The 26,120-nt window shown below is 73.8% G+C and carries 18 protein-coding genes; 5 read left to right on the forward strand and 13 right to left on the reverse strand.

From position 1 onward, the window contains the following. Positions 1-5 precede the first annotated feature (5 nt). From AMK27_RS42750 to fxsT, 4 genes are all read left to right on the forward strand, one after another. Positions 6-3,257: an SAV_2336 N-terminal domain-related protein gene (locus AMK27_RS42750; protein WP_073912307.1), complete on the forward strand. Its 3,252-nt coding sequence runs from the start codon at positions 6-8 to the stop codon at positions 3,255-3,257. A 114-nt stretch (positions 3,258-3,371) separates the two neighbouring features. Next, complete coding sequence (locus tag AMK27_RS24715) at positions 3,372-3,569, forward strand: hypothetical protein (protein ID WP_143204875.1); 198 nt, start codon at positions 3,372-3,374, stop codon at positions 3,567-3,569. A 126-nt stretch (positions 3,570-3,695) separates the two neighbouring features. After that, a complete protein-coding gene (locus tag AMK27_RS24720; RefSeq protein ID WP_241847594.1) occupies positions 3,696-4,994 on the forward strand; it encodes an aKG-HExxH-type peptide beta-hydroxylase in 1,299 nt (432 codons plus the stop codon). 58 nt (positions 4,995-5,052) lie between these two features. Then, on the forward strand, positions 5,053-8,076 hold the full coding sequence (gene fxsT / locus AMK27_RS24725) for an FxSxx-COOH system tetratricopeptide repeat protein (RefSeq protein WP_073912314.1): 3,024 nt from the start codon (positions 5,053-5,055) through the stop codon (positions 8,074-8,076). A 73-nt stretch (positions 8,077-8,149) separates the two neighbouring features. Here fxsT and AMK27_RS24730 read toward each other — a convergent pair whose 3' ends face one another. The 13 genes from AMK27_RS24730 to AMK27_RS24790 form a co-directional block, all read right to left on the reverse strand. Continuing rightward, a complete protein-coding gene (locus AMK27_RS24730; RefSeq protein ID WP_073912316.1) occupies positions 8,150-11,959 on the reverse strand; it encodes a multifunctional oxoglutarate decarboxylase/oxoglutarate dehydrogenase thiamine pyrophosphate-binding subunit/dihydrolipoyllysine-residue succinyltransferase subunit in 3,810 nt (1,269 codons plus the stop codon). A gap of 322 nt (positions 11,960-12,281) precedes the next feature. After that, positions 12,282-13,373 carry a HAMP domain-containing sensor histidine kinase gene (locus AMK27_RS24735; RefSeq protein ID WP_376573256.1) on the reverse strand — a complete coding sequence of 364 codons (1,092 nt, stop codon included), beginning with the start codon at positions 13,371-13,373 and terminating at the stop codon, positions 12,282-12,284. A 29-nt stretch (positions 13,374-13,402) separates the two neighbouring features. Continuing rightward, positions 13,403-14,140 carry a response regulator transcription factor gene (locus AMK27_RS24740; RefSeq protein ID WP_073912321.1) on the reverse strand — a complete coding sequence of 246 codons (738 nt, stop codon included), beginning with the start codon at positions 14,138-14,140 and terminating at the stop codon, positions 13,403-13,405. A gap of 71 nt (positions 14,141-14,211) precedes the next feature. After that, a complete protein-coding gene (locus AMK27_RS24745; protein WP_073912323.1) occupies positions 14,212-14,883 on the reverse strand; it encodes a spermidine synthase in 672 nt (223 codons plus the stop codon). Positions 14,884-15,027: 144 nt separating this feature from the next. Beyond that, positions 15,028-15,516 carry a pyridoxamine 5'-phosphate oxidase family protein gene (locus AMK27_RS24750; RefSeq protein WP_073913187.1) on the reverse strand — a complete coding sequence of 163 codons (489 nt, stop codon included), beginning with the start codon at positions 15,514-15,516 and terminating at the stop codon, positions 15,028-15,030. A gap of 149 nt (positions 15,517-15,665) precedes the next feature. Then, positions 15,666-17,102 (reverse strand): MFS transporter, encoded by a 1,437-nt coding sequence (locus tag AMK27_RS24755; protein ID WP_073912326.1) that lies wholly within the window; start codon positions 17,100-17,102, stop codon positions 15,666-15,668. 309 nt (positions 17,103-17,411) lie between these two features. Continuing rightward, on the reverse strand, positions 17,412-18,023 hold the full coding sequence (locus AMK27_RS24760; RefSeq protein ID WP_073912328.1) for a hypothetical protein: 612 nt from the start codon (positions 18,021-18,023) through the stop codon (positions 17,412-17,414). After that, entirely contained in the window at positions 18,020-19,348 is a 1,329-nt protein-coding gene (locus tag AMK27_RS24765; RefSeq protein WP_073912330.1) for a hypothetical protein, read from the reverse strand. Before AMK27_RS24765 ends, AMK27_RS24760 begins: the two co-directional genes overlap by 4 nt. Continuing rightward, entirely contained in the window at positions 19,345-20,142 is a 798-nt protein-coding gene (locus AMK27_RS24770; RefSeq protein ID WP_198955938.1) for an ABC transporter ATP-binding protein, read from the reverse strand. Before AMK27_RS24770 ends, AMK27_RS24765 begins: the two co-directional genes overlap by 4 nt. Continuing rightward, positions 20,139-21,419 carry a zf-HC2 domain-containing protein gene (locus AMK27_RS44370; protein WP_338014327.1) on the reverse strand — a complete coding sequence of 427 codons (1,281 nt, stop codon included), beginning with the start codon at positions 21,417-21,419 and terminating at the stop codon, positions 20,139-20,141. The genes AMK27_RS24770 and AMK27_RS44370 overlap by 4 nt, the downstream gene beginning before the upstream one ends. After that, the gene (locus tag AMK27_RS24780; protein ID WP_073912333.1) at positions 21,416-22,051 is read right to left on the reverse strand and encodes an RNA polymerase sigma factor; all 636 of its coding nucleotides are present in this window, start codon (positions 22,049-22,051) and stop codon (positions 21,416-21,418) included. The genes AMK27_RS44370 and AMK27_RS24780 overlap by 4 nt, the downstream gene beginning before the upstream one ends. A gap of 81 nt (positions 22,052-22,132) precedes the next feature. Then, on the reverse strand, positions 22,133-22,747 hold the full coding sequence (locus AMK27_RS24785; RefSeq protein WP_073912335.1) for a hypothetical protein: 615 nt from the start codon (positions 22,745-22,747) through the stop codon (positions 22,133-22,135). A 129-nt stretch (positions 22,748-22,876) separates the two neighbouring features. After that, the gene (locus AMK27_RS24790) at positions 22,877-23,530 is read right to left on the reverse strand and encodes a GNAT family N-acetyltransferase (RefSeq protein ID WP_073912338.1); all 654 of its coding nucleotides are present in this window, start codon (positions 23,528-23,530) and stop codon (positions 22,877-22,879) included. A 130-nt stretch (positions 23,531-23,660) separates the two neighbouring features. On the opposite strand from AMK27_RS24790, the gene lon reads away from it, so the two are divergent. Then, positions 23,661-26,075: an endopeptidase La gene (gene lon, locus AMK27_RS24795; RefSeq protein ID WP_073912341.1), complete on the forward strand. Its 2,415-nt coding sequence runs from the start codon at positions 23,661-23,663 to the stop codon at positions 26,073-26,075. Positions 26,076-26,120 lie beyond the last annotated feature (45 nt).

Raw genomic sequence — 26,120 nt, forward strand, 5'->3', positions numbered from 1 at the left:
ATCGGATGCACCGGATGCATCTGGAGGAACTCACCCGCAGACTGCGGGCCGGTGGCCAGGACCCCACCGCGGAGGACGTCGCGGACGCCCTCTGGCTGTCCCAGTGGCTCCCCGGCCCGCCGCCCGGGGACCAGGAGGGGCCGGAGGGCGCGGACGGACCGCCGGGCGGCCCCCGGCGGGAGACGGCCGGGGACGGTTCCTCCGACGGCCGGGACCCGGGCGGCCGCGCGGCCGGCGCCGGGGGCGGGGGAGCGGCCGGGCCCGGCGGCCCCCGTGAGTCCGTCTCCCTCCACATGGCCACGGGCGGCACGGGACCGGCCGGGGGAGCAGGGGGAGTCGGCGTCACGGACGGGGCCGGGACCGTCGACACCCCCGACGCACCGGGCACCACGGGTGCCACAGGCACCACCGGGGGAGACCGGCGTACGGACCGGCGTACGGACCGGGGCGCGACCCTGCCCGTCCGCGCCCCCGGCGCCAACGCCCTCCCCGGACTCCTGGGACTCCAGAAGGCCCTCCGCCCCCTGCGCGCCTACGCCCTCGCACCCCACCGCCCCGGCGAGGGCGTCCTCGACGAGGAGGCCACCGCCGAACGCAGCGCCGCCGCAGGCATCCTCACCCCCGTGATGCGCCCGGCGGCCGGCCGGCGCCCCGACATCCAGCTCCTCATGGACACCGGACCCGCCATGGTCGTCTGGACCCGTATGGTCGAGGAACTCCGCCAGGCCTGCCAGCAGTCCGGCGCCTTCCGGGACGTCCAGGTCCACCGCCTGTACGACACCGGCGACGGCCCCCCGCTCGCCACCACCACCTCCGGCGCCGACGGCCGCCCCCGGCTGCGCCCCGTCGACCAGCTCCACGACCCCACCGGCCGCCGGTTCACGCTGGTCGTCAGCGACTGCGTCGGACCCCTCTGGCAGCGCGGCGCCGCCCAGCGCTTCCTCCGCCAGTGGCCCCGCAACTCCCCGCTCGCCCTCGTCCAGCCGCTGCCCCCGCGCCTCTGGCCCCGCACCGCGCTCCCCGCCGAGCCCGGCACCTTCCAGCGCTCCGCCACCCCCGGCGGCCACACCGCGTTCCGCTCCGACGACGAGCCCTGGGGGCCCGCGGCCCCCGGCCGGCGGGCCGTCCCCGTGCTCACCCCGACCCCCGAGGCCTTCGCCTCCTGGACCCGGCTCCACACCGGCCACGGCGGCAACTCCGTACGCGGCTGGGCCGCCTGGCTCGCCCCCGAGGCCGTGGAGCCGCGCGCACCCAGGACCCCCCGGGCCGCACGGAGCGACGACGACCTCCTGCGGGCCTTCCGGGCCGCCGCCTCACCCGGCGCGCTCCGGCTCGCCGTCCACCTCGCGGCGGCCCCGCTGGCCCTGCCCGTGATGCAGCTCGTGCAGCGCGCCATGCTTCCCGACACCGGCCCCATGGAGCTGGCCGAGGTGCTCCTCAGCGGCCTTCTGCGACGCCTGCCCGGGCCCACCCCGTACCCCTGCTTCAGCTATCCGCCCGGCATCCAGCAGCACTTCCTCGGCTCGCTCGACCCGAGCGCCGCCGCCCTCGTCCTCAAGCACTGCTCCGCCTACGTGGAACGCAATTTCGGCCAGGGCATGCGCAACTTCCCGGCGCTCGCCGCCGCGCGCCTCGCCGGCACCGACCCCGAGGCCGACCCCGGGAGCGGGGACGGCACCGGGACCGGGGACGGCACGCGGTCCCGCCGGACCCGAGGCCGGGTCACCGACCTCGCCGAGGAGTCCGAGGAGGCCGAGGCGACCGACGAGCCCCTGGGGCCCGACGGCCCCGAGACCGAGCTCTTCGCCCGCATCCCCGCGCGCGTACTCCGCTTCTACCACCCCGACCTCGTCACCCCCGACCCCCTCACCGAGGCCCGCCGCCTCCTCGCGCAGGGCCGCGCCCAGTCCGACCCGGCCCTGCTCGCCGGGGCACGCGAGCGCGCCGAGGCGGCGCTCCCGGCCGAACCGGTCGAGGCTCGGATCGTCCTCGCCCGCGCCCTGTACGCCGAGGCCGGCACCGCCGCCGCCCGCCGCACCGGCCGCCGCCCCGAGCTCCTCGGCGACGCCGCCGGCACGCTCGTACGGGCCGGGGAGCTCGCCAGGGACGGCGGGGAGGCATGGGCCGAGGCCCGGCTCGAACTGGCCGTCGTCCACCACGCGTTATGGCGGGACAGCGACGAGACCGGCCATCTCGACGCGGCCCTCACCGCCCTCGCCGAGGACGCCGACCACTGGCCGGAAACCGCCCGCCACACCCTCCATCTGCGGCGCGGCCGGCTGCTCCTCGCGCGCGGTGACGGCGAGGAGGCGGCCACCGAACTCACCGCCGCCCTCACCCTGCACGAGAGCGCCGCCGTCCTCCTCGACCTCGCGGACGCCCTCCACCTCGCCGGGGCCGACCCCGGCCGCATCAAACCCGTGCTCGACCGCGCCGAGCCCCTCCTCGGCGACGCGCGCGCCCTGCGGCTGCGCCTCACCACCGCACGCGCCCGGCTGTACGACACGGAGGGCGACGGCGCCGCCGCCGACGCGGCGTACGAGGAGGCCACCCTGCTGGCCCCCGCCGACAGCGAGCAGCGCGGACCGCTCCTGCTCACCTGGGGCGGATCGCTGCTGCGCCGGGCCGCGGCGGCCACGGGCACGGCACCGGTCGACCGGGCCGAGGGCGTCCTGCGCGAGGCCCTCACCCGCCTGCCCGCCGGAGCACCGGAGCGCGCGCGGGCGCGCGCCCTGATCGGCAGCGTCCTGGCGCTCCGCTTCCACCGGGCGGGGTTCCTCCCGGACCTCTTCGAGAGCCGCCATGTGCTCGAACAGGCGCTCCGCGGCACCGATGACCCGGGGGACCGCGCCGAGGTCTGGCTGCAACTGGGCAGAGTCCGGCTGGAGTTGGCCGAAACGGCGCGGGACGGGGTGATCGGCGACGCCCTCGCCGCGTACCGCAACGCCGGAGAGGACTCCCGCGCCGCCCACGGCGACGAGCCGGGCACCGCCACCGGCGCCCGCGCGCTGCACGCCCAGGGGGCGGTGCTCGTCCTGATGGGCCGCCCCGCACGGGCCAGGACGGTGCTGCTCGCGGCGACGACGCAGTGGCGGCGCCTCACGGGGGAGCTGGTGGAGGTCGACTGGGACGACGTGGAGCGGACCCGGGCGCTGCTCGCGGGGGTGGAGGGCGCCGGCGCGAGGGAGGGGGTACCGCTCACACCCGAGGAGCGCCGTCGTGTCATGCCCCCGTGGTGGTCCTGGACGGCCGGATAACGGGGGCGCACATGGGGGCAGTTGAATCGAATGGGTTTCCGGTCTCCTGGCGTCGGGAAGAACCGCCGCACCGCTACGACCGTGGGGGACAGCGTCGGTGAGGAGGAGCCGAGAGTGTTCGAGCACACGGGGTGGGCGACCGGGGTCGGCCGGGATGCCGTCAGGTCTCCGCAACTGTCCGATCTCGCGGCCGTCGACCTGCGGACCTTGCGGGTCATGGACGACGCCGCCCTCGGGGCGGCGGTGGAGAGAGTGCTGCTCCGCCCCTCGGATCTCGTCGAGTCCTGGCAGGAGGACGAGTTCATCGGCTGACCGGGTGCCCGCGCGGGGCGTCCGTACGGGGCGATCGTTTTCGGCCGTATCGACGCCCGGTGGCCGGTCGCCCCGCGATCGCCCGTCCGGCCCGCCCGGCGGCCGGTCGCGCGTCCGGAGCCGGGGGTGATCGTGGCCCCGCCGGATCCGGTGGTCCTCGCGGGTCTCGCCACCACACGCCCCGGACCGGCCGGGGCGTCCCTGCTGCGCGCCGGGCTGCACGCGCGTCGACTGCTCCTGCTCAAGACCCTCCTGGTACGGGTCCAGCGTCACCGCGAGACGGTGGCGCCCGCGGTGCTGCGCGGCTTCGAGGCGGGCTGGCTGCTGCTCGAACGGGCCGAGCGGGCCCGCCCGGACGTCGTCCGCGCCGTCCTCGACTACCCGACCACCGGCGCCTGGCTCGCCGCCGCGCTCACCGAGCCGCTCGGGCCCGGCCTCGACCGCCACCTCGCCCATCTCGAACTCCTCGCCGTCACCGCGGCCCTGCGCGCCGGGGTCGAGGTGGACCTGGTCGTCGACACTCCCGGCGGAGTGCTCCCGCTCCCCGGCGTCGGCCGGGTCGAGTCGGGCGGCGCGGGCCGGCTCCGCATCGACGCCCGCTCCCGCGCGGTACGGATCGGGGGCGGTGACGGTACGGGCTCCCGCGCCGTGCTCCGCCGTCGCGCGAACGGCCCCGCGAGGACGCTGACGGGCAGCGGCCCCGGCTGGCGCGGGCTGCGCGCCCTGCCCGGCGGCGCGACCCGGCTGGAGGACCTCGATCCGTACCGGCTGCCGCCCGACATGGGCATCCCGGCCCGGGCCGCGGCCGACCACGCCGACACCGACCACGCCGGCTGGGCCGACCGCTGGACCGCCGCGCGCCGCCTGCTGCGCGGCACCGACCGGGAGCGGGCGATCGAGGTGGGCCGCTCGGTGGACGCCGTCGTGCCCCTCGTCCCGCGCGGGACGCGTGCCATCGGGGCCACGCTGAGCGCCGCGCCCGGCGCGGTCCTCATGACGCCCTCGGCCGGTGCCGCGGACATGGCCGAGACGCTGGTCCACGAACTGCACCACAGCAAGCTCGCCACCCTCCACGAGCTGGTCCCGCTCCACCGGCCCCACCCGCCGGGCCGGGCGGCCCCCACCTACCGGGTCGGCTGGCGCACGGACGCCCGCCCGGTCGCCGGCGTCCTCCAGGGGGTCTACGCCCATCTGGCGCTCGCCGATCTGTGGCACAGGGCGGCCCGGGGCAGCCGTGCGCCGGGGTTGCCCGAGCGGTGGCGCGTACGGTCCGCACAACGTTTCGACCATGTCCACGATCAGGTGGTCGAAGCTCTTGCGATACTGCTTGAATCCGATGAACTGACCAATGAGGGAAGGGAGTTCGCCCGGCAAATGAGGAAGCACCTTGCGAGCCTCAGCTCCGGCCGGCGAGCCCTTGCGTAACACTGTGCCCACGGCACATGACACTGCGTTGCGCGTGAGCGGGACGGGAGATGCACACATGGCGGAACAGCGGTCGGGCGGCGCTTCGGCGGACCACGGTGGCAGAGCTGCTCCCGAGCACGTCCTCGTCGTCTTTCCCGGCTACCACCGGCCGTGGGCGGCCTGGATCAACCAGCGCCTCGACACCCACGGTGTCCGCGCCACCCTGCAACGCTGGGACCCGCCCCGCGAGGTCCCCCTGGAGGACTCCCTCGGCGACCTGCTCCTCGCCCGCGGCAGGGTCCTCCTCGTCCTCGACGACTGGTTCTTCGAACTCGGCCCGCGGCCGGCCGGCGAATGGAACGACGTCCTGCGCGGCTTCGTCGCCGGCCAGGCCGACCGCTTCGCCGCCGTCAACCTCACCAACCGCACCCTCCTCCCCTCCACGGCCGTCCTCGAACCGGTCAGCCTCTGGGGCGTCGGCGAAGAGGAGGCGGAGGCCCGGCTGCTCAGCAGGCTCGACATCGAACCGCGCCGTTCCCCCGCCCGCCGGATCGCGCCCGGCGCCCTCGTCCGCTACCCCGAGACCCCGCCGGACATCTGGGGCGAGGTACCTCGCCGCAACCCCCGCTTCACCGGCCGCGACGACCTCCTCACCGAGCTCCAGGAACGGCTCATGGACGCCGAGCGCGGCAACGCCGCGTACACCCTCCTGGGCATGTCGGGCATCGGCAAGACCCAGATCGCCGCGGAGTACGCCCACCGCTTCAGCTCCGACTACGACGTCATCTGGTGGGTCAGCTCCGACGACCGGAACGTCCAGCGCGACCGCCTCGGCGAACTCGCCGTCGCCCTCGAACTCCCCACCGGCAGCGAGCCCGGCGAACGCATCCGCGCCGTCCGCGAAGCCCTCCGCCGCGGCGACCCGCACGGCCGCTGGCTCGTCGTCTTCGACGGCTGGGACGACATCAGGGACGTCGACGTCATGGTCCCGCAGGGACCCGGACACGTCCTCATCACCTCACGCAATCACGGCTGGCGCGAACACACCGACGTGCTCCCGGTCCGCAACTTCGACCGCGCCGAATCCACCGGCTACCTCATGCGCCGGGCCCCGCACATCACCGCCGTCGAGGCCGACGAGGTCGCCGCCGAGTTCGGCGACGTACCCCTGCCCCTCGTCCAGGCGGCCGCCTGGCTCGGCGAGTCGGGCATGGAGGCCTCCGAGTACCTGCGCATGGTCCGCGAAGGACGGCTCTCCACCGTCGACGAGCCGAGCACCGGCGAGGGCATGCCCAACACCTCGCTCACCTCCTGGTCGATACTGATCAACCGGCTCCGACGTGCCCAGCCGCAGGCCATCGACATCCTCAGCCTGTGCGCCTCCTTCGCCCCCGGCCGCATCCCCCTCGGCATCGTCCGCGCCCACCCGCAGGCCTCCCTCCCCGAGGACCTGCGGTGGATGGCCACCGACCTGCCCGCCTGGACCCGCGCCCTCGACACCCTCGTCAACTACTCGGTGCTCACCCGGGAGACCCGTGGTCCCGTCACCAGCGAGGAGGCGGCACCGCAGCAGGAGTCGATCCACATGCACCGGCTGGTGCACGACATCGTCTCCCGGCTCACCGACGGCGAGCACCGCGACGCCCACCGCAAGGCCGTCCGGACCCTGCTCGCCGAGGCCGACCCCGGGAACCCGACGGACAGCCGCAACTGGCCCCGCTACTCCGAGCTCCTGCCCCACCTGGAGCCCTCCGGGGCACTGCGCAGCACCGACCCGCGCATCCAGACCACCGTCCTCAACTGCCTGCGCTACTGCGACCGCAGCGGCGAGTACAAGGCGGGCACCCGCCTCGCCGGACGCATCCGCGGCAACTGGACCGGCTTCATGGACCCGCTCTCCCCGCACATGCAGGAACTCACCACCGTGGAGGGCGACATCCTGCGCCGCAGCGGCGGCTTCCGCGAGGCGTACGAACTCGACCTCGCCCGCCGCACCCTGCTCGCCGCCGCCGAGCACCCCGACGAGCTCGGCGACCTCAAGTCCAAGATCTGCATCGCCCGCGACCTGCGCTTCCTCGGCCAGTACAAGGAGTCCGAACGCCTCCAGCGCGAGGTCCTCGCCGAGGCGCAGAGCCTCCTCGGCGAGACCCAGCAGCTCACCCTCGCCGCCCGTCACAACGTCGGCGTCGTCCTGCGGATGCTCGGCCGCTACCGGGAGGCGTACGAGCAGGACGCCGACACCCTCTCCCGCTGCGAGAACATCCTGCGGCCCCACCACCCCTCCACCCTCAACTCCAACAACGCGGTGGCCCAGGACCTCCGCCTGCTCGGCCGCTACCGCGAGGCGCTCGGCCGCCAGGAGGCCAACGTCCGCCTCCATGTGAAGATCCTCGGCCCCCAGCACCTGCAGACCCTCTACGCGCGCAGCCAGCTCGCCCTCTGCCGGCGCCGCGAAGGCGGCTTCAAGGACGACATCGGCGCCGTCATGGCCGGAGTCCTCGACCACCTCGAACAGGCCCAGGGACGCGGCCACTACCTGACGCTCTCCGCGGTCACCAACTACGCCAACTACCTGCGCGAACACGGCGACCTCGACCGGGCCCGCGAACTCATCAACGAGGCAGAGGCCGGCTACCGCGCCCTCCTCGGCCCCGCCCACCCCGTCTCCACCGGCGTCCTCGCCAACACCGCGCTCGTGATGCAGTCCGCGGGCGAGCGCACCGAGGCCATGACCATGCTGGAGGCGGCGCTCGCCGGACTCACCGCCGCCCTCGGACCCGACCACCCCTGGGTCCTCGGCTGCGCCCTCAACGCCACGGCCGCCCGCAACTTCAACGGGCGCGTGTCCGACGCCGCGGAACTCAGCCGGGACACCCTGCGCCGGGCCCGGCACGTCATGGGCTCCGAGCACCCGCTGACCCTCTCCTGCCAGGTCTCGCTCGCCACCGACCTGCGCGGACTGCGCGAGACCGAGGAGGCATCGAAGCTGGAGGAGGACGCCCTGCTCACCCTCACCAGGACACTCGGCGCCCAGCACCCGCACACCCTGTCGGCCCGCCAGCGCAACCGCCCGTACTGGGACTTCGAGGCCAACCTCTGACGTACGCCGGCCGGAAACGCCGGAGGCCCGGCACCCCCTCAGGGGTGCCGGGCCTCCTCACGCGGTGCGACGATCAGGCGTCGAAGACCTCGTTGACCAGCTGCTGCTGCTCGGCCTGGTGGCGCTTGGCCGAGCCGACCGCCGGGGACGAGGAGTGCGGGCGGGAGATCCGGCGCAGGCGCTCGCCCGCCGGGATGTCCGCGCCGACCGCCAGGTCCAGGTGGTCGATCAGGTTGAGCGCGATGAACGGCCACGCACCCTGGTTCGCCGGCTCCTCCTGCGCCCAGATGTACTTCGCCGCGTTCGGGTACTTGGCGATCTCGGCCTGGAGCTCGGCACCCGGCAGCGGGTACAGGCGCTCGAGGCGGATGAGCGCGGTCTCCGTGTCGCCGCGCTTCTGACGCTCGGCCTCCAGGTCGTAGTAGACCTTGCCGGCGCAGAAGACGACCTTGCGGACGTCGGCCGGGTTCGCCGTCGTGTCGCCGATCACCGGGCGGAAGCCGCCGGTGGTGAACTCCTCCGCCTTGGACGCCGCGGCCTTCAGACGCAGCATCGACTTCGGGGTGAAGACGATGAGCGGCTTGTGGTGCGGGTTGTGGACCTGCCAGCGCAGGAGGTGGAAGTAGTTCGACGGCAGCGTCGGCATGGCGACCGTCATGTTGTCCTGGGCGCACATCTGGAGGAAGCGCTCCGGGCGCGCGGACGAGTGGTCCGGGCCCTGGCCCTCGTAGCCGTGCGGCAGGAGCAGCGTGACGCCGGAGGTCTGGCCCCACTTCTGCTCGGCCGAGGAGATGAACTCGTCGACGACGGTCTGCGCGCCGTTGACGAAGTCACCGAACTGGGCCTCCCAGATGACCAGGGCGTCCGGGCGCTCCAGCGAGTAGCCGTACTCGAAGCCCATCGCCGCGTACTCGCTGAGCAGCGAGTCGTAGACGTTGTAGTGGGCCTGGTCCTCGGCGAGGTAGAGCAGCGGGGTGTAGTCCTCGCCGGTCTCCTGGTCCACCAGGACCGCGTGGCGCTGGCCGAAGGTGCCGCGGCGGGAGTCCTGGCCGGACAGCCGGACCGGGGTGCCCTCCATGAGCAGCGAGCCGATGGCGAGGGTCTCGCCCATGCCCCAGTCGATCGTGCCGTCCTCGACGGAGGCGGCGCGGCGCTGCATCTGCGGCATCAGACGCGGGTGGACCGTGATCCGCTCCGGGACGCTGACCTGCGACTCGGCGATCCGCTTCACGACCTCGGAGGAGACCGCGGTGGTGACGCCGACCGGGAAGGCCGCCTTGGCGTCCGGGACCGTCGCCGACGCCGGGGCGTTGGTGGCCTCGCGGACCTCCGCGAACACCTTCTCCAGCTGGCCCTGGAAGTCCTGGAGCGCCTGCTCCGCCTCTTCCAGGGTGATGTCGCCGCGACCGATGAGCGACTCGGTGTACAGCTTGCGCACCGAACGCTTCTTGTCGATCAGGTTGTACATCTGCGGGTTGGTGAACTGCGGGTTGTCGCCCTCGTTGTGACCGCGGCGGCGGTAGCAGATGAGGTCGATCACGACGTCCTTGTTGAACGTCTGGCGGAACTCGAAGGCGAGCCGCGCGACGCGGACCACGGCCTCCGGGTCGTCGCCGTTCACGTGGAAGATCGGCGCCTCGATCATGCGGGCCACGTCGGTCGCGTACATCGAGGAACGCGAGGACTCCGGGGCGGCGGTGAAGCCGACCTGGTTGTTGATGACGATGTGGACCGTGCCGCCGGTGCGGTAGCCGCGCAGCTGCGACATGTTCAGGGTCTCGGCGACGACGCCCTGGCCGGCGAAGGCCGCGTCACCGTGCAGGGCGACGGGCAGGACGGTGAAGTCCGTGCCGCCCTTGTTGATGACGTCCTGCTTGGCGCGGACGATGCCTTCCAGGACCGGGTCGACCGCCTCCAGGTGCGAGGGGTTGGCGGCCAGGGAGACCTTGATCTCCTCGCCGTCGAGACCGACGAAGGTGCCCTCGGCGCCCAGGTGGTACTTGACGTCGCCGGAGCCGTGCATCGACTTCGGGTCGAGGTTGCCCTCGAACTCGCGGAAGATCTGCGCGTACGACTTGCCGACGATGTTCGCGAGCACGTTCAGCCGGCCGCGGTGGGCCATGCCGATGACGACCTCGTCGAGGCGCGACTCGGCGGCCGAGTCGATGACCGCGTCGAGCAGCGGGATGACGGACTCGCCGCCCTCCAGGGAGAACCGCTTCTGGCCGACGTACTTCGTCTGCAGGAAGGTCTCGAAGGCCTCCGCGGCGTTCAGCCGGCGCAGGATCCGCAGCTGCTCCTCGCGCTCCACGCGGGAGTGCGGGCGCTCGACGCGGTCCTGGATCCACTTGCGCTGCTTCGGGTCCTGGATGTGCATGAACTCGACGCCGGTGGTGCGGCAGTACGAGTCGCGCAGCACGCCGAGGATGTCGCGGAGCTTCATCATCGACTTGCCGGCGAAGCCGCCGACCGCGAACTCCCGCTCCAGGTCCCACAGGGTGAGGCCGTGCTCGGTGATGTCCAGGTCGGGGTGCTTGCGCTGCTTGTACTCCAGCGGGTCGGTGTCGGCCATGACGTGGCCGCGGACCCGGTAGGAGTGGATGAGCTCGAAGACGCGCGCGGCCTTGGTGACGTCGTCGTCGTGCGACGCGTCGATGTCCTTGAGCCAGCGGACCGGCTCGTAGGGGATGCGCAGGGCCTTGAAGATGTCGTCGTAGAAGCCCTGCTCGCCGAGGAGGAAGTTGGCGACGACGCGCAGGAACTCGCCGGAGGCGGCGCCCTGGATGACGCGGTGGTCGTACGTCGAGGTCAGGGTCATGACCTTCGAGATGCCCAGCTTGTTCAGGGTGTCCTGCGACGTGCCCTGGAACTCGGCCGGGTAGTCCATCGAGCCGACGCCCATGATGACCGACTGTCCGGGCATCAGACGCGGGACGGAGTGGACGGTGCCGAGGCCGCCGGGGTTGGTCAGGGAGACCGTGACGCCGGTGAAGTCCTCCATCGTCAGCTTGCCCACGCGGGCCCGCTTGACGATGTCCTCGTACGCCTGCCAGAACTCGAAGAAGTTGAGCGTCTCGGCCTTCTTGATGCCCGCGACGACGAGCTGGCGGTCGCCGTTGGGCTTCACCAGGTCGATCGCGAGACCGAAGTTCACGTGCTCCGGCTTGACCAGGGTCGGCTTGCCGTCCTTCTCCGCGAAGGAGTAGTTCATCGACGGCATGGCCTTGATCGCCTGCACCATCGCGTAGCCGATCAGGTGCGTGAAGGAGATCTTCCCGCCCCGGGCGCGCTTCAGGTGGTTGTTGATCACGATCCGGTTGTCGAAGAGCAGCTTCACCGGGACGGCGCGGACGGACGTGGCCGTCGGCACCTCCAGCGAGGCGTTCATGTTCTTCGCGACCGCGGCGGCGGGGCCGCGCAGCGTGATCAGCTCGGGGCCGGCCGGGGCCTCGGCCGCGGGCTTGGCGGCGGCGGGCGCGGCCTTCGTCGCGGCGGGGGCGGCGGCGGCCGGCTTCGCGGCAGGGGCCGCGGCGGGCTTCGCGGGCGCCGGAGCGGCCGCGGGGGCCGGAGCCGCGACCGGAGCGGGCGCGGGGGCCGGAACGGCCGCGGGAGCGGCAGACGCGGCCTGTGCGGGGCCCGCCTGCTGCGCCGCGGGGGCGCTCGGAGTGGTGGGGGCCGGGGCGGTCGGGGTCTCCGACGCTCCCGGCTTGTAGTCGGCGAAGAAGTCCCACCAGGCACGATCGACCGAATTCGGGTCCTGGAGGTACTGCTGGTAGATCTCGTCGACGAGCCACTCGTTGGCACCGAAGGCGGCTGCGGGGCTCACGCCTCGCCCGTCTTGGTCGGCCGGGGAGCTCGGGGTACTGGGGGACTGAGACGACACGGCGGCAACCGCCCTCTTCCGCTTCGCAAGGTGATGGACAGCGGAAATAAAGGCTACGCCTGTCCGGCCGGGAGGTGCAGGCGGGGAGCGCCAACGTCGCGCAAGTCACACTTGACGGCGTGTTTCGGAGCCGTGAATGGCGGGAAACAAGCGGGGTTCCGGATGTGTGAGGGTACGGGAAATCCCGAGCACGGCCCGCTTCGACCGCACCCCTGACCGCGTCCCGCTCACGTGCGCGGAGGTCTCCCTCACGTACACCCAGGTGAATCGCTCCACCCGAGCCTTCGCCGCAGGACGCGGCTCTTCCGGTTCGAACCCTACGTCAATCTCTTGGAGGAAGGCTGCCCGGAAGAGTGACTCTGATGCGGCACCCACGTGAGGATTCGGCCACTCCGATCCCGCCGCCGTGCAGATCCACCGCCCAGCGGGCGATCGCGAGGCCGAGGCCCGTCCCGCCGTCGCTCTTGGGGCCCTGCCGGTGCGGGGCCGTGCCCCGGTTGAACCGCTCGAAGACCCGGTGCCGCTCCGCCTCCGGGATGCCGGGACCCTCGTCCTCGACCTCCAGCTCCAGGGAGTCCGGGTACGGGCCGCGCCGGGCCCGGACCGTGACGCGGCCGTGCGGCGGCGAGTGCTTCACCGCGTTGTCGATCAGGTTCGCCATCACCTGGTGCAGCCGCTCCGCGTCCGCGTGCGCCACCAGCTCGGGCGGCGACACGTCCAGATGCAGATGCACGTCCGTGCGGTTGTGCAGGCCCGAGGTGGAGGAGAGGCCGCGCTGCGAGGCGGCGAGGTTCGCTTCGCGCAGAACTCCGGAGAGATACGGCCAGACCTCGAAGCGGCTCGCCCTCAGCGCCACGACACCGTTGTCAAGACGTGACAGGTCGAGCAGCGTCTCCACCAGCCGGCCCAGCCGCTCGGTCTGCTTCAGCGCCGACCGCATCGTCTCCGGATCGGCCTCGGAGACCCCGTCCACGACGTTCTCCAGGACGGCCCTGAGCGCGGCGATCGGGGTCCGCAGCTCGTGCGACACATTGGCGACCAGCTCCTTGCGGTGCCGGTCCACCGCCTCCAGGTCGTCCGCCATGCGGTTGATCGTCGACGCCAGGTCGCCCAGCTCGTCGCGCCGGTCCGCCCCCCGCACCCGCCGGGTGAAGTCCCCGCGGGAGATCGTCCCGGCCACCGTGGTCATCTCGTCCAGCGGCGCCGTCAGGGACTGCGCCACGAACTGGGTGATCAGCAGGGTCGCGATCATCGCGAAGATCGTGATGTACCGGAACTCGGTGGACGTGCGGATCGCCACCAGCGCGAGCCCGGAGGTCAGCAGGACCGCCCCGACGACCAGCGTGCCCAGCTTGGTCTTGATCGAGATCGCGATCCGGCGCGGCCGGCGCACCCCGCCGTCCGGCCCCCGCAGCTCCCCCGGCCACCCGGGCCTCCGCCGGCTCACAGCGCCGGGGTCTCCAGCGCGTAGCCGACGCCATGGACCGTGCGGATCCGCTCGGCCCCGATCTTCCGGCGCAGCGCCTTGATGTGGCTGTCCACGGTCCGGGTGCCCGAGGCGTCCGCCCAGTCCCACACCTCGGCGAGCAGCTGCTCGCGGGAGAGGACCGCCCGCGGTGTGCTCGCCAGGCAGACCAGCAGGTCGAACTCGGTCGGGGTCAGGTGCACGTCCTCGGACCGCACCCGGACCCGCCGCTGCGCGTGGTCGATCTCCAGCTCGCCGAGCCGCAGGATGCCGCTGCGCGGGGTCACGGCCGCCAGCGCGGCCCGCTCCACCCGGCGGAGCAGCACGTGCACCCGGGCGGCCAGCTCCCGCATCGAGAACGGCTTCGTCATGTAGTCGTCCGCGCCCACTCCGAGACCGACCAGCATGTCGGTCTCGTCGTCCCGGGCGGTCAGCATGAGGACCGGGACGGGGCGCTGGGCCTGGACCCGGCGGCACACCTCCAGGCCGTCGAAGCCGGGCAGCATCACGTCGAGGACCATCAGGTCCGGCTGCCATGCCTCGGCCGCGTCGACGGCAGCGGGGCCGTCGGTCGCGGTCTGCACGAGAAAGCCCTCGGCGCGCAGCCGAGCGGCGATCGCCTCCACGATCGTGGCGTCGTCCTCGACCACGAGTACCCGGCGCTGGGCACCCGGAGTGGCCGCCGCACCGTGGTGAGTGGTGTGTGTCTGCTCCATTGCCCCGCCTCGCGTCGCCGATGTCGGCTCTGCAGCCTAGAGGTACCGGCGCCGTCCCGGCTATCCAGGACTTACTCGGGACGGATGCCGAGGTGAACCACGTCGGGGACGCCCCGGGCAACGGGGATCTCTTCCGTCCGTACCCCGCTGAATCCGGCATTCCGCAAGGACCCTTCGAAATCGACGGAGGGCCGGGCGGACCAGACGGCGAGCACCCCGCCCGGGTTCAGACGGGCCGCGCAGGCCGCCAAACCCTCGGCCGCGTACAGGGATTCGTTGTCCTCGGTGACCGTCCAGTCCGGCCCGTTGTCGATGTCCAGGCAGAGGGCGTCGTAGGTGTCCGGGGAGGTGCGGAGGTGCTCCACCAGGTCCGTGTGCAGGATCACGGTCCTGGAATCGGCGAGCGCGGCCCCGGAGATCGAGGCGAGCGGCCCCTGGCGGTGCCAGTCGATGATCGCCTCCTCCCGCTCGACGACCGTGATCAGGCCCCAGCGGGGGTCGGCGGCGGCGTGGGCGAGCGAGAAGCCGACGCCGAGACCGCCGACGAGGACGGACGCGCCGGCGCGGGACCGCTCGGGGAGCGCGGCCTGCGCCGCGTCGACGAGCAGCCGCTCGGAGCGCCCGTCGGAGGTGTCCATCAGGAAGGTGCCGTTGACGATGATCTCGTAGTGCTCCTCGCGACGGCGGAGCACGACCTCTCCGTACGGTCCTTCGCGACGGTCGAGGGTGACGGTTCCTGGCATGGTCGGTCGCTCCGCTCTCGGCTCGGCAGTGGGGCCCCGGCCATCCTCGCCGGACGGCGGCGGCGCGGACAAACCCGTTTCGACGGCGGGGAGAGGGGATCGCACGGCCGTGCGAGACGATCCCCGCTCCCCGTCGCGCCGCGCTCAGCGCCGGTCCCCGTCCGTCCAGATGCGGCTGCTGAGGTCCGAGCCGCGGAGCACCTGCACCCGCCACGGTTCGATGCGCAGGGCGTGGTACGCGGGGTCCTCGGGGCCGCCCCGCCAGTACCCGGCGGGGTCGTACCCGACGCCCGCGGGGCTCCTCCTGCGGTAGAGGTCCCACGCGTACTCCCTGCTCTCCCGGTTCTCCGCCCAGGTCGAGACGCTGTCGATGAACACGGCGTTCTGGCGGGGGCTCCAGTACGAGTAGGTGGTGTGCGGGTTGTTGGCCAGATGCGCCGCCTTGACCGGGGTCTTGTAGGCGGCGAGCCAGCCGACCGGCTTTCCGTCGACCACCTCCCAGACGGGCAGCAGCACGCGGGCCCTGGGGCGCGCGGCCTTGTCCACGGTGATCATGGTGGCGTACACGATGTCCTGGATGTAGGCGTTGAAGGCCTCCTCGATCTCCGAGAACGATTCCACCCGGGTTGCCATGTCGATGCCTTTCTCGCGAGTGCGGAATTCGATGCGGATCTCGACGTGAATTGCGGTACGGATTGCGGTGCGGTTGCGGTGCGTCATGTGGTGCGGAGGGCGCTGCGCCATGCGCTTTCAGGAATGCGGCGCGGAATTCCGTACGGGAACTACCGTGCCGCGTCGACGTGCTCGGCCGTACGGGGAAGGTCCGCGGTCACGGGTCCGGCGTCGGCGTCCGTCGACCCCGCCCGGCCGCGGAGACCGAAGGCGCTGACGAGGGCGGCGACGAGGGCGGCGACGAGCGGGACGACCAGGGCGGCCCGGTAGCCGTCGAGCAGCGCCGTCGGCGAGGTGCCGTCCGTGGCCGCGATGTTCACCGCGGCGACGGCGGACAGCCCCAGCGCGGCTCCGAACTGGAAGGACGTGTACAGCAGCCCGCCGGCGACGCCCTGCTCCTCCTCGGCGATGCCGTCGGTGGCGACGATGGTCAGCGGTCCGTAGGCCAGGGAGAAGGCCAGACCCAGGAGGATGAGGCTCGGGAACATCGCCAGGTACGTCCAGTCGGCGCCGACCGGCAGGAACAGCGCGTACGCCAGGGCGGCGAGGACCAGCCCGCCGAAGATCACCCGGGCGTTGCCGAACCTGGCCACCAGCCGCGGCGTGAGGGTGGGGGAGAGGACCGCGTCCACCCCGATGACGATGAGGGCGAAGCTGGTCTGCAGGGTGGACCAGCCGCGCAGTTCCTGCAGGTAGAGCACCGCGATGAACTGGAAGCCGAAGAAGCCCGCGGCGAAGAGCAGTCCGGCCAGGTTGGCGCGGACCAGCGAGGCCTTGCGGAAGATGCCCAGGCGCACCAGCGGCGAGGACGACCTGCGCTCGACGGCGACGAAGACGAGGAACAGCACCAGGCTCGCCGCGACGGTGCCGATCGTCGTGGCCGCGGAGACGTGCGAGGCCCGCTCGACGCCGAAGACGAGCAGCAGGATGCCGCCGGTGACGCTGATCGAGCCCGCCAGGTCGACGCCCTGACCGGTGCGGCCCGGCCGCGGCGACCGGGGGATGAGGGCGATCGCGGCGATCAGGATGACGAGGCTGAGGACGACCGGCGCGAAGAACACCCAGCGCCAGTCGACGGCGGCCAGCAGGCCGCCCACGACGAGGCCGATCGAGAAGCCGCCGGCCGCGGTGCCGGAGTAGACCAGCAGGGCCTTGTTGCGCTGGGGGCCCTCGTCGAAGCTCGTGGTGATGATGGACAGACCCGCCGGAGTCATGAACGCGGCGGCGACACCGGTCACGAAGCGGGCGACGATCAGCATCCAGCCCTCGGTGGCGAACCCGCCGAGGCCGGAGAAGAGCAGGAAGACCACCAGCCAGAGGACGAACATCCGGCGGCGCCCGAACAGGTCGGCGGCCCGGCCGCCCAGCAGCATGAACCCGCCGTAGCCGAGGACGTACGCGCTCATCACCCACTGGAGCGTGCCGGTCGACAGGTCCATGTCCTCGCGGATCGACGGCAGGGCCACGTTGAGCATGGCCACGTCGATGCCCTCGAGGAAGATCGCTCCGCACAGCACGAACAGCACGCCCCAGGCGCGTCCGCTCATACGGTCCGTATTGCTTCTCGGCAGGGATTTCGGAGTGGACACAGCAGTGCTCCTTGAGCGCGAAGGAAAGGTCGTGGGGAACCGGCCGCAATTCCTGCGGCGGGCGCGGCACGCAAGGAGAAAGCCGTGCCGCGGGATTCCCGTTCGTCGATGGGGAAATCCTGCGGCACGGCGGAGAATCGGGGAAGAAGGCACTTCGAAGTCACCCGGTCACTTCAGGGGTACCGACCTCACGTCACGGGTACCGGCCGGACTCCACGGGTACGGACCGGACTCCACGGGTACCGGCCGGCGTGCGGGGGCAGTGGCTCAGGACTCGCCCGTCGTGCGCCGCGCGCCCCGCCACGCGTACAGGCCCGTGCCCGCCGCGAACGCGGTGACCGCCACCGTCCACGCCCCCGCCTGGGGGCCGGGCTGCATCACCCAGGCCCACCACTGCGCCCCGCCGCCCGGGGCGGACGGGGCCGAGAGGTAGACCGCGCCCACGAAGAACGCCGACGGCAGCCAGCTCAGCCGGGCGCCGACGACGACGGCGGCGGCCGCCGTCACCCCCACAAGCCCCAGGGTGTTGCGTACGGCGGCCGGCGCGCCGAACTCCGCCGGGTGCCCCGGCACCGCCAGGGCGAGCAGTGCGAGGGCGAGGACGGCCGGGGCGAGCACGTGGACGAGTCGGCGGGGCCACCACGCGCGTACCGCCGTCCGGTCCAGCTCGTCGCTCGGAGTGTGGAGGCTGGTGCCGATCGCGGCGGCCGAGAGCAGCGGGCCGAGGACGACGACCGGCAGCCGGGCCGTGTGGTCGAAGTCGGGCAGCGACTGCAGCCACCATGCGGCCCAGGCCGCGGCCGCCGCCGTTCCGGCGAGGGCGGCCAGGGCGCCGGGCAGCGCGCGGGAGCGCAGATAGAGCACGGAGGAAGGCCTCACGGAACCGGCACCTCGTCGGGGTGGCAGGTGTTCGCCGCCAGGTAGCGGCCCAGGAAATCGCGCTGTTCGGCCGGGGACTTGGCGCGGAGCCGGTCGATGAACGGCTGGGCGGCGGTCGGATCGGGCCCGTAGCCCGCGGGTGTCGGCGCCAGCCACTCGATGACGGCGAGGTTGACGAGGCTCGCCCGCTCCGCGTCGGGACCCGTGTTGTCCCCCGGCCGGCAGGTGTCCGAGAACAGCCACGACACCGCCGCGTTCAGATACAGGTCCGGGCGCGGGAGCCGGCCGCGCACCGCGTCCGCGGCCGCGTTGGGCAGTTCGACGTCACCGGGGCGGGGCGGGCCGAACGGGCCGCCGACCCAGCGGACCGGGGCGCCGGGCAGCCCCTTGAGGCGGGCGTTGAGCGGGGCGAGCGCCGCCGACACCTCGGGCAGCAGGCGCTCGTCCACCGCCGTGAGGCAGATCTGCGGCGTGCCGTCGTCGCAGAGCGGGCGTGCCAGGGCCGGGTCCGGACGCCAGGGGCCCTCGTCCGTCGGCAGGCGCAGGATCAGTGCGGCGGCGGCGACCGCCACGGCCAGCGGGACCAGGGCGAGCGCCCGCAGCCGCGCTCCGCGAAGCCCGTACGCCAGGAGGGCGGTGAGCGCGAGGCCGGCCGTCCACGCCATCGACACCGGACCGAACCACCACACCGGCCGGTCCCAGAGGAACTGGTGCTCGGCGGCGGGGCCGAGCCAGCGGGACGGGCCCTGGCCGTACGCGCCGACCCCCAGCGCGACGTATCCGGCGATGCCCAGGAGCGGGGCCGTCAACCGCCAGCGGACCGCGCACCCGACGACATGGCCGAACGCGCCGAGGGCGGCGACGGCGACCGCGTCGGCGGCGAGGAGTTCGAGGAACGGGCGGCCGCCGGAGACGTACGGCCAGGTCGCGAGGAGGCAGACCGCGTCGGCGAGGAGCACGCCCCCGGCCGGCCAGAGCGCGGACGGGGCGACCGCGGCGAACAGGCGGCGGAGCGGCGAGCGGGGCACGGACTCCCACAGGTCCAGCGTCCCGCGCCGCCGGTCCCGGCCGCCCTGCCAGCAGCCCGCCGCGAGCGCGAGCGGTCCGGCGAGCAGTCCGGAGGCCACGTGCAGCATATTCGTGGCATCGGCCCAGCGGCCCTGCCAGCCGGGCGCCTTGCCGTACATCGTGAGGAGGACGGTGAGGAGGACGGCGGCACCCGCCCAGGGGCCGATCCCCCGGCGCAGCTCGATGACGACGGGCCTCGGCGCGCGGCCGGCCCGTCCGGCGGTACGGGGCGGGGGAGGGGTGAGTGCGGCGGTCACCGAAGTGCTCCCCTCGCGGTGTCCGAGGGGGCCCGGTGGGCGCGCAGGGCGGCCGTGTAGCCGCGCTCGACCGCGTGCGTCGTGGAGTCGTTCCCGTCTGCGGACTCCCCTCCGAGTGCGGTGAGTTCGGCCGTCGACCCCTGGAAGGCGAGGCGGCCCGACTCGATGAGGGCGACGTCGGTGCAGGCCGCGGCCACGTCCTCCACCAGGTGCGTGGAGACCACCACCGTCGCCTCCGTCCCCAACTCCTTGAGCAGCGCGCGGAAGTCGACCCGCTGCTCCGGATCGAGGCCCGCGGTCGGCTCGTCGAGCAGCAGCAACTCCGGCTCGTTCACGATGGCCTGGGCGATTCCCGCCCGCCTGACCATGCCGCCCGACAGCGTCTTCATCCGCGCGTCGATCCGGTCGCCGAGCCCGACCCGCGCCACCGCGTGCTCCACGGCCGCCGGTACGCGCTCGGCCGGCACCTCCTTCAGCCAGGCGACGTAGGCCACGAACTCCCGCACGGTGAAGGCCGGGTAGAAGCCGAAGTCCTGCGGCAGATAGCCGAGTCGGCGCCGGATGCCGGTGCGTTCGCGGTGGCTGGTCGCGTCCCCGCCGAGCAGCTCCACGCGGCCGGAAGAGGGCGCGGCGACGGTCGCGAGGACCCGGATGAGGGAGGTCTTTCCGGCGCCGTTCGGGCCGAGCAGCCCGTGGACGCCGGGACCGAGGGACAGGTCGAGCCGGTCGAGGGCGACGGTACGGCGGTGGCGGACGGTCAGTCCGCTCACCGCGACGGCGGTCGGGGCGTTCACCGGGACTCCAGGTGGTCGAAGGAACGGCGCCGCAGCGCGAGGAGGGCCGCGCAGGCCACCGCGGCGGCGGCCCACCCGCCTTGGGCGGCGGGGCCGGAGAAGTACGGGGCGAGCGTGGTGGCCGACGCGGCCGTGTCCGCGGGTCCGAGCAGCGGACCCGTGACGGCGAGCAGCCACCCGCCGCCGAGCGTCGCGGCCGCCGCCCGGCAGCCGACGAAGGAACCGAGCGCGAGCGTGGCCAGGGTCAGCGCCAGGCCGGGAAGCAGCCAGGCGGCGGCCCCCGGGAAGCCGGCCACCGGCGGCAGCAGGGCACCGCCCGCGGTCAGCAGCGGTACGCAGACGGCGAGGACGGCCGCGGTACGGGTGAGGAGCAGCCGCAGCCCGCCGGACGGGGTGGCGGTGGTGATCTCGTACATGGGGTCGGCGTGACGTCCGTACGAGACGGCGACGCCGGCGAGCGGAAGGACGGGCGAGAGGGCGAGCAGCAGTCCCCGCGCCTCCTGGACCCCCGCCCCGTGGGCGAGGCCGAAGGCCCCACCGATGACCAGCAGCACGGCCACCACCCAGGATCCGCGGAGGGCGGGCCCGACGGCCCACCAGAGCCGGGCCCACCGGCCGAGGGGGGTGGGGATGCGCGGGACGGCCGCGGCGGAGGCGGTCCGTGTGCCGGGGGAGGGGCGGTGGCCGGCGGTCACGGCGGGCTCGGGGCGGCGCCCGAGCAGGGCGGTGACCGTGGAACGACGGCGACCGGACGCGGCGGAGGCGGCGGGAGCGCCGGCACCGCGGGGTGTGCCGGGACCGCTGGGCGTGCCGGTCGTGCTGGAAGCGGTGAAAGCGGCGGACGTGCCGGACGGGCCGGTCGTGCCGGAAGCGCCGGACGCGGCGGAATCACCGGATCCGCCGTAGGCGCCGGACGCGCCGGATCCGCTGGACGCGCCACGTGCGAACCGCCGTCCGAGGCGCGTGGTGGCGGGTGGGGTCCGCAGCTCGGTGGAGCCCGGGTGCGCGGCCCGGGCGCCCGCAGGCGCCCGACCCGGTCCGAAGGACGCCAGCAGCTCGGCGCGGACGCTCGCGAGGACCGGTCCTGCCGTTCCGGCCCGTACGGCGGCCGAGACGCGGCCGGCGCAGCCCGCGCACGCCTCGACGTGCTTCTCCAGCGACCAGGCGTCGGTCTCGGCGGCCGACCCGTCGGCGTACCGGCGCGCGAGGGCGTCGGAGACGTGCCAGGGGAGCCCGGGGCTCCCGGGTCCGTCCGCAGGGGGGCGTCGGGTCGTCATGCGGTGCCTCCCAAGGCGTGTGGGCCACCGGGGTGGGCCGCCCCGAGGGCGGCGCGCAGTTCGCGGCGGGCGCGCAGTGCCCGGGTCTTGACCGTGCCCTCGGGTATGCCGAGGAGCCGGGCGGTCTCGCGGGTCGTCAGGCCGTCGACGACCGTCGCCCGCAGGACCTCGGCGAGTTCGGGCGAGATCCGGTCGAGGGCCGCGCCGACCTCCCCGTACTCCAGTCCGGCGAGCACCCGGTCCTCGGCGGAGGCCGCGGCGGCGGAGGGCTCCGCGGGCACGGCGGCGTGTTCGGCCGCCCGTTCCGCGACGCGGTCCGCGCGGGCCCTGGCCCGCTGCGCGTCCACCAGGCGCCGGGCCGCGATCACCCAGATCCAGCCGCCGGCCTCGCCCCGGCCCCGGTGGCCGCCCGCCGAGCGCCAGACCGTGACGAAGGTGTCCTGGAGGACCTCCCGTACGGTCTCCTCGTCCGGGCAGCGCCGGGCGAGGCGGGCGTGCAGCCAGCCGGCGTGCCGGTCGTAGAGCACCGCAAGCGCCTCGGAGTCCCCCCGGGCGACCGCGCGCAGCAGCGCCGTGTCGTCGTCCTCGTCGCCCCCGGAGGGGCCTCCCCCTGCGGGGCGCAACAGTCTCACGCCTTCTCTATCGCGCGCGTGCCCCGGTTCGGTTCTCCGTGCCGGTGCCGCCTCGGCGGTGCGGGGGTGCGGCGGTCCGGCTCAGGGGTTCGTCGGCGGGCCGCCCTCGGGGAGGGCGGCGAAGACCCGCTGGAGCGCGGCCGGGCGCTCGCCGTCGCCCGCGACGACGAGGCGGTGGTGGTACGTCACGTAGTACTGGAAGCCGTCGGCGACCGGGTCGCCGGTCGGCCGCTCCGGGACCCGGGCGTACGCGGGGTCCTCCAGGGCGGCCCGGAGCCGGGCGGTCTCGGCGGGGGTCTGCCGCCCGGTGCGGGGCTCCTCGGTGCCGGAGCGGCTGGTCCAGGAGCCGTCGGCGTGGACGACGAGCTTGTTGCTGACACCGGCGAGGCCGCCGTTGACGACGACCTCGACGAGCACCTCGGCGGGGTGGGGGTCGGCGGTGGAGGTGCCGGGGGCCGGGGGAGTGCCGGGAGCCGGGGTGGTGCCCGGCGCCGTCGTGGTGTCCGGGGCTGTGGGCGGCGTGGTGTCCGGGGCCGTGGTCGTCGCGGTGGTGCCCGGCTCGGCCGGTCCGCTCGTCCCGGACGGCGGCCCGCCCGGCTCGGCCGGCGTCTCCGGCCCGCAGCCGCTCGTACCGGCGACCAGGACCCCCGCCAGAAGCAGGGTCCCGCTCCACGTTCCCCGTACGCCTCTCACCATGGACCGAGCATGCCGGGTGGCGGGCACCGCGCGCAGCCGGACCGCGAGGTTCGGCCCCTGTCCGGCCGTCAGCCGGTCACGATCCCGGCCCTGGTCCCGTCAGCGGTCACGATCCCGGTCCCGGTTCCGTCAGCCGGCCGCCGTCGCGCCGCCGTCCCGGACGATGCCGGTCAGCGGCCCCCGGTAGCGCCAGTCGAGCGAGTCGTACAGCGCCAGGCCGTCCGTGGTCGCCGCCAGCACCCCGGTCTCGGCGCCGGCCTGCGCGGCGGCGGCCTCCAGGGTCCGCATGACGTTGGCGCCGAGCCCGCGCCGCCGGTGCGCGGGGTCCGTCTCGATCTGGTCGGCGACGGCCGTGGAGCCGGTCGGCGCGATCTGGCCGCGGGCGGCGAGGGTGCCGTCGGGCGCCAGGACCCGGACCCGGATGACGCCGTCCCGGACCTCGGTGGTCCGTGCGTATCCCTCGGGCGGGGCCGGCCGGGCGCCGGGGTCCAGTGGCTTGACCATCATGAAGCCGGGGTCGTCGGGGACGGTCCAGCCCTCCGTGATCCACGCCTGCGCGTCCTCGGGCCCGGCCATGATCTTGAGCCAGCTGTACGGGGTGGTCAGCCGGGCGCAGAGCGCGGCGACCGTGGCGGCGTCGGGGGCGGGCAGCACGTGCCGTACGACGTGCCGGGGCAGCCCCACCTCGATCCGGTGGCCCCAGGGCTCGTGGACCGCGGCCGGGGTCCCCCGGGAGACGGTCCAGCCCGCCACCCACGCCGATGTAAGAGCTGCAATATCCATGCAGTCATTACATCGGCCGAACGCGGCCCGGGCGAGAGTGATCGCTCAGAGCGAACAGGCGTCCGGGAACATTCATGGGCTCACATGCATTGAGTCGACATAGCTCAACTTGACTGCCGAAGGGGAGATCATGGCTTCTGACTCCAAGCCGTCCGTGCCGCTCACTCTGCCCGTGCTGCCGCTTGACGACGAGGTCGTGCTGCCCGGAATGGTGGTGCCGCTCGACCTGTCCGACAACGACGTCCGCGCCGCGGTGGAGGCCGCCCAGGCCGCCGCGCGGCCCGGTGGGGGCAAGCCGCGGGTGCTGCTCGTTCCCCGCGTCGACGGGACCTACGCCGGGACCGGTGTCCTGGGCACCGTCGAGCAGGTCGGACGGCTGTCCGACGGCGACCCCGGCGCCCTGATCCGCGGCCTCGGCCGGGTACGCATCGGCGCCGGCACGACCGGCCCCGGCGCGGCCCTGTGGGTCGAGGGCGGCACCGTCGAGGAGACCCTGCCCGAACCGCTGCCCGGTCAGGTCACCGACCTGATCAAGGAGTACAAGGCGCTCGCCACCAGCTGGCTGAAGAAGCGCGGCGCCTGGCAGGTCGTCGACCGCGTCCAGCAGATCGACGGCGTCGGCGCCCTCGCCGACAACTCCGGCTACTCGCCCTTCCTCACCGTCGAGCAGAAGGTCGCGCTCCTGGAGACCGCCGACCCGGTCGCCCGCCTCAAGCTGGCCACCGCCCAGCTCCGCGAGCACCTCGCCGAGCAGGACGTCGCCGAGACCATCGCCAAGGACGTCCAGGAGGGCGTCGACAAGCAGCAGCGCGAGTTCCTGCTCCGGCGCCAGCTCGAAGCGGTCCGCAAGGAGCTCCGCGACCTCAACGGCGAGGCCGAGGGGGACGAGTCCGACGACTACCGCGCCCGCGTGGAGGCCGCCGACCTTCCCGAGAAGGTCCGCGAGGCCGCCCTCAAGGAGGTCGAGAAGCTGGAGCGGTCCAGCGACCAGTCCCCCGAGGGCTCCTGGATCCGCACCTGGCTGGACACCGTCCTCGAACTGCCCTGGAACGAGCGGACGGAGGACCGGTACGACATCCGCGGCGCCCGCGCCGTCCTCGACGCCGAGCACGCCGGCCTGGACGACGTGAAGGAGCGGATCACCGAGTACCTCGCGGTGCGCAAGCGCCGTGCCGAGCGCGGCCTCGGCGTGGTCGGAGGCCGCCGCGGCGGAGCCGTCCTCGCCCTCGTCGGCCCGCCCGGCGTCGGCAAGACCTCGCTCGGCGAGTCCGTCGCGCACGCGATGGGACGCGAGTTCGTCCGGGTCGCCCTCGGCGGCGTCCGGGACGAGGCGGAGATCCGCGGCCACCGCAGGACCTACGTCGGCGCCCTGCCCGGCCGGATCGTCCGTGCCGTCAAGGAGGCCGGGTCCATGAACCCGGTGGTCCTGCTCGACGAGATCGACAAGGTCGGCTCCGACTTCCGCGGCGACCCCGCGGCGGCCCTCCTCGAAGTCCTCGACCCGGCGCAGAACCACACCTTCCGCGACCACTACCTGGAGGTCGAACTCGACCTCTCCGACGTCGTGTTCCTGGCGACGGCCAACGTCCTCGAAGCCATCCCCGAGGCCCTCCTCGACCGCATGGAGCTGGTCAGGCTCGACGGCTACACGGAGGACGAGAAGGTCGTCATCGCCCGTGACCACCTGCTGCCCCGGCAGCTGGAGCGCGCGGGTCTGGAGCCCGGCGAGGTCGTCCTGGAGGACGCGAGCCTGCGCAGGCTGGCCGGCGAGTACACCCGCGAGGCGGGCGTACGCACCCTGGAGCGCGCCCTCTCCCGGCTGCTCCGCAAGGTGGCGGCCCAGCACGAACTGGGCGACCGGGAACTGCCGTTCACGGTCGGCCCGGACGACCTGCGCGAGCTCATCGGACGGCCGCACCACGTGCCGGAGTCGGCCCAGGACCCGGCGGAGCGCCGTACGGCCGTGCCGGGTGTCGCCACCGGGCTCGCCGTGACCGGCGCGGGCGGCGACGTGCTCTTCGTCGAAGCGTCCCTGGCCGACCCGGAGACCGGCGCCGCCGGGCTGACCCTCACCGGCCAGCTGGGCGACGTGATGAAGGAGTCGGCGCAGATCGCGCTCTCCTTCCTCCGCTCGCACGGCGCGGAACTGGAACTGCCCGTCACCGGTCTGAAGGACCGCGGCGTGCACATCCACTTCCCCGCGGGCGCGGTCCCCAAGGACGGCCCGAGCGCGGGCGTCACCATGACGACCGCCCTCGCCTCCCTGCTGAGCGGGCGCCTCGTCCGCACGGACGTGGCCATGACCGGCGAGGTCTCCCTCACCGGCCGGGTCCTTCCGATCGGCGGCGTGAAGCAGAAGCTCCTCGCCGCGCACCGGGCGGGCATCACCACGGTCGTGATCCCCAAGCGGAACGAGGCCGACCTGGACGACGTCCCGGCCGAGATCCTGGAGAAGCTGGAGGTCCACCCGGTGACGGACGTCCGCCAGGTCCTGGAGATCGCCCTGGCGCCGGCGGCCGTGCCGGTGGGAGCGGCGGCGGCGTAACTCCCGTACGACTCCGTACGGCTGCCTCAAGGATCCGTACGGCTG

Source organism: Streptomyces sp. CB02009, from assembly GCF_001905825.1.
Classification (GTDB): Bacteria; Actinomycetota; Actinomycetes; order Streptomycetales; family Streptomycetaceae; genus Streptomyces.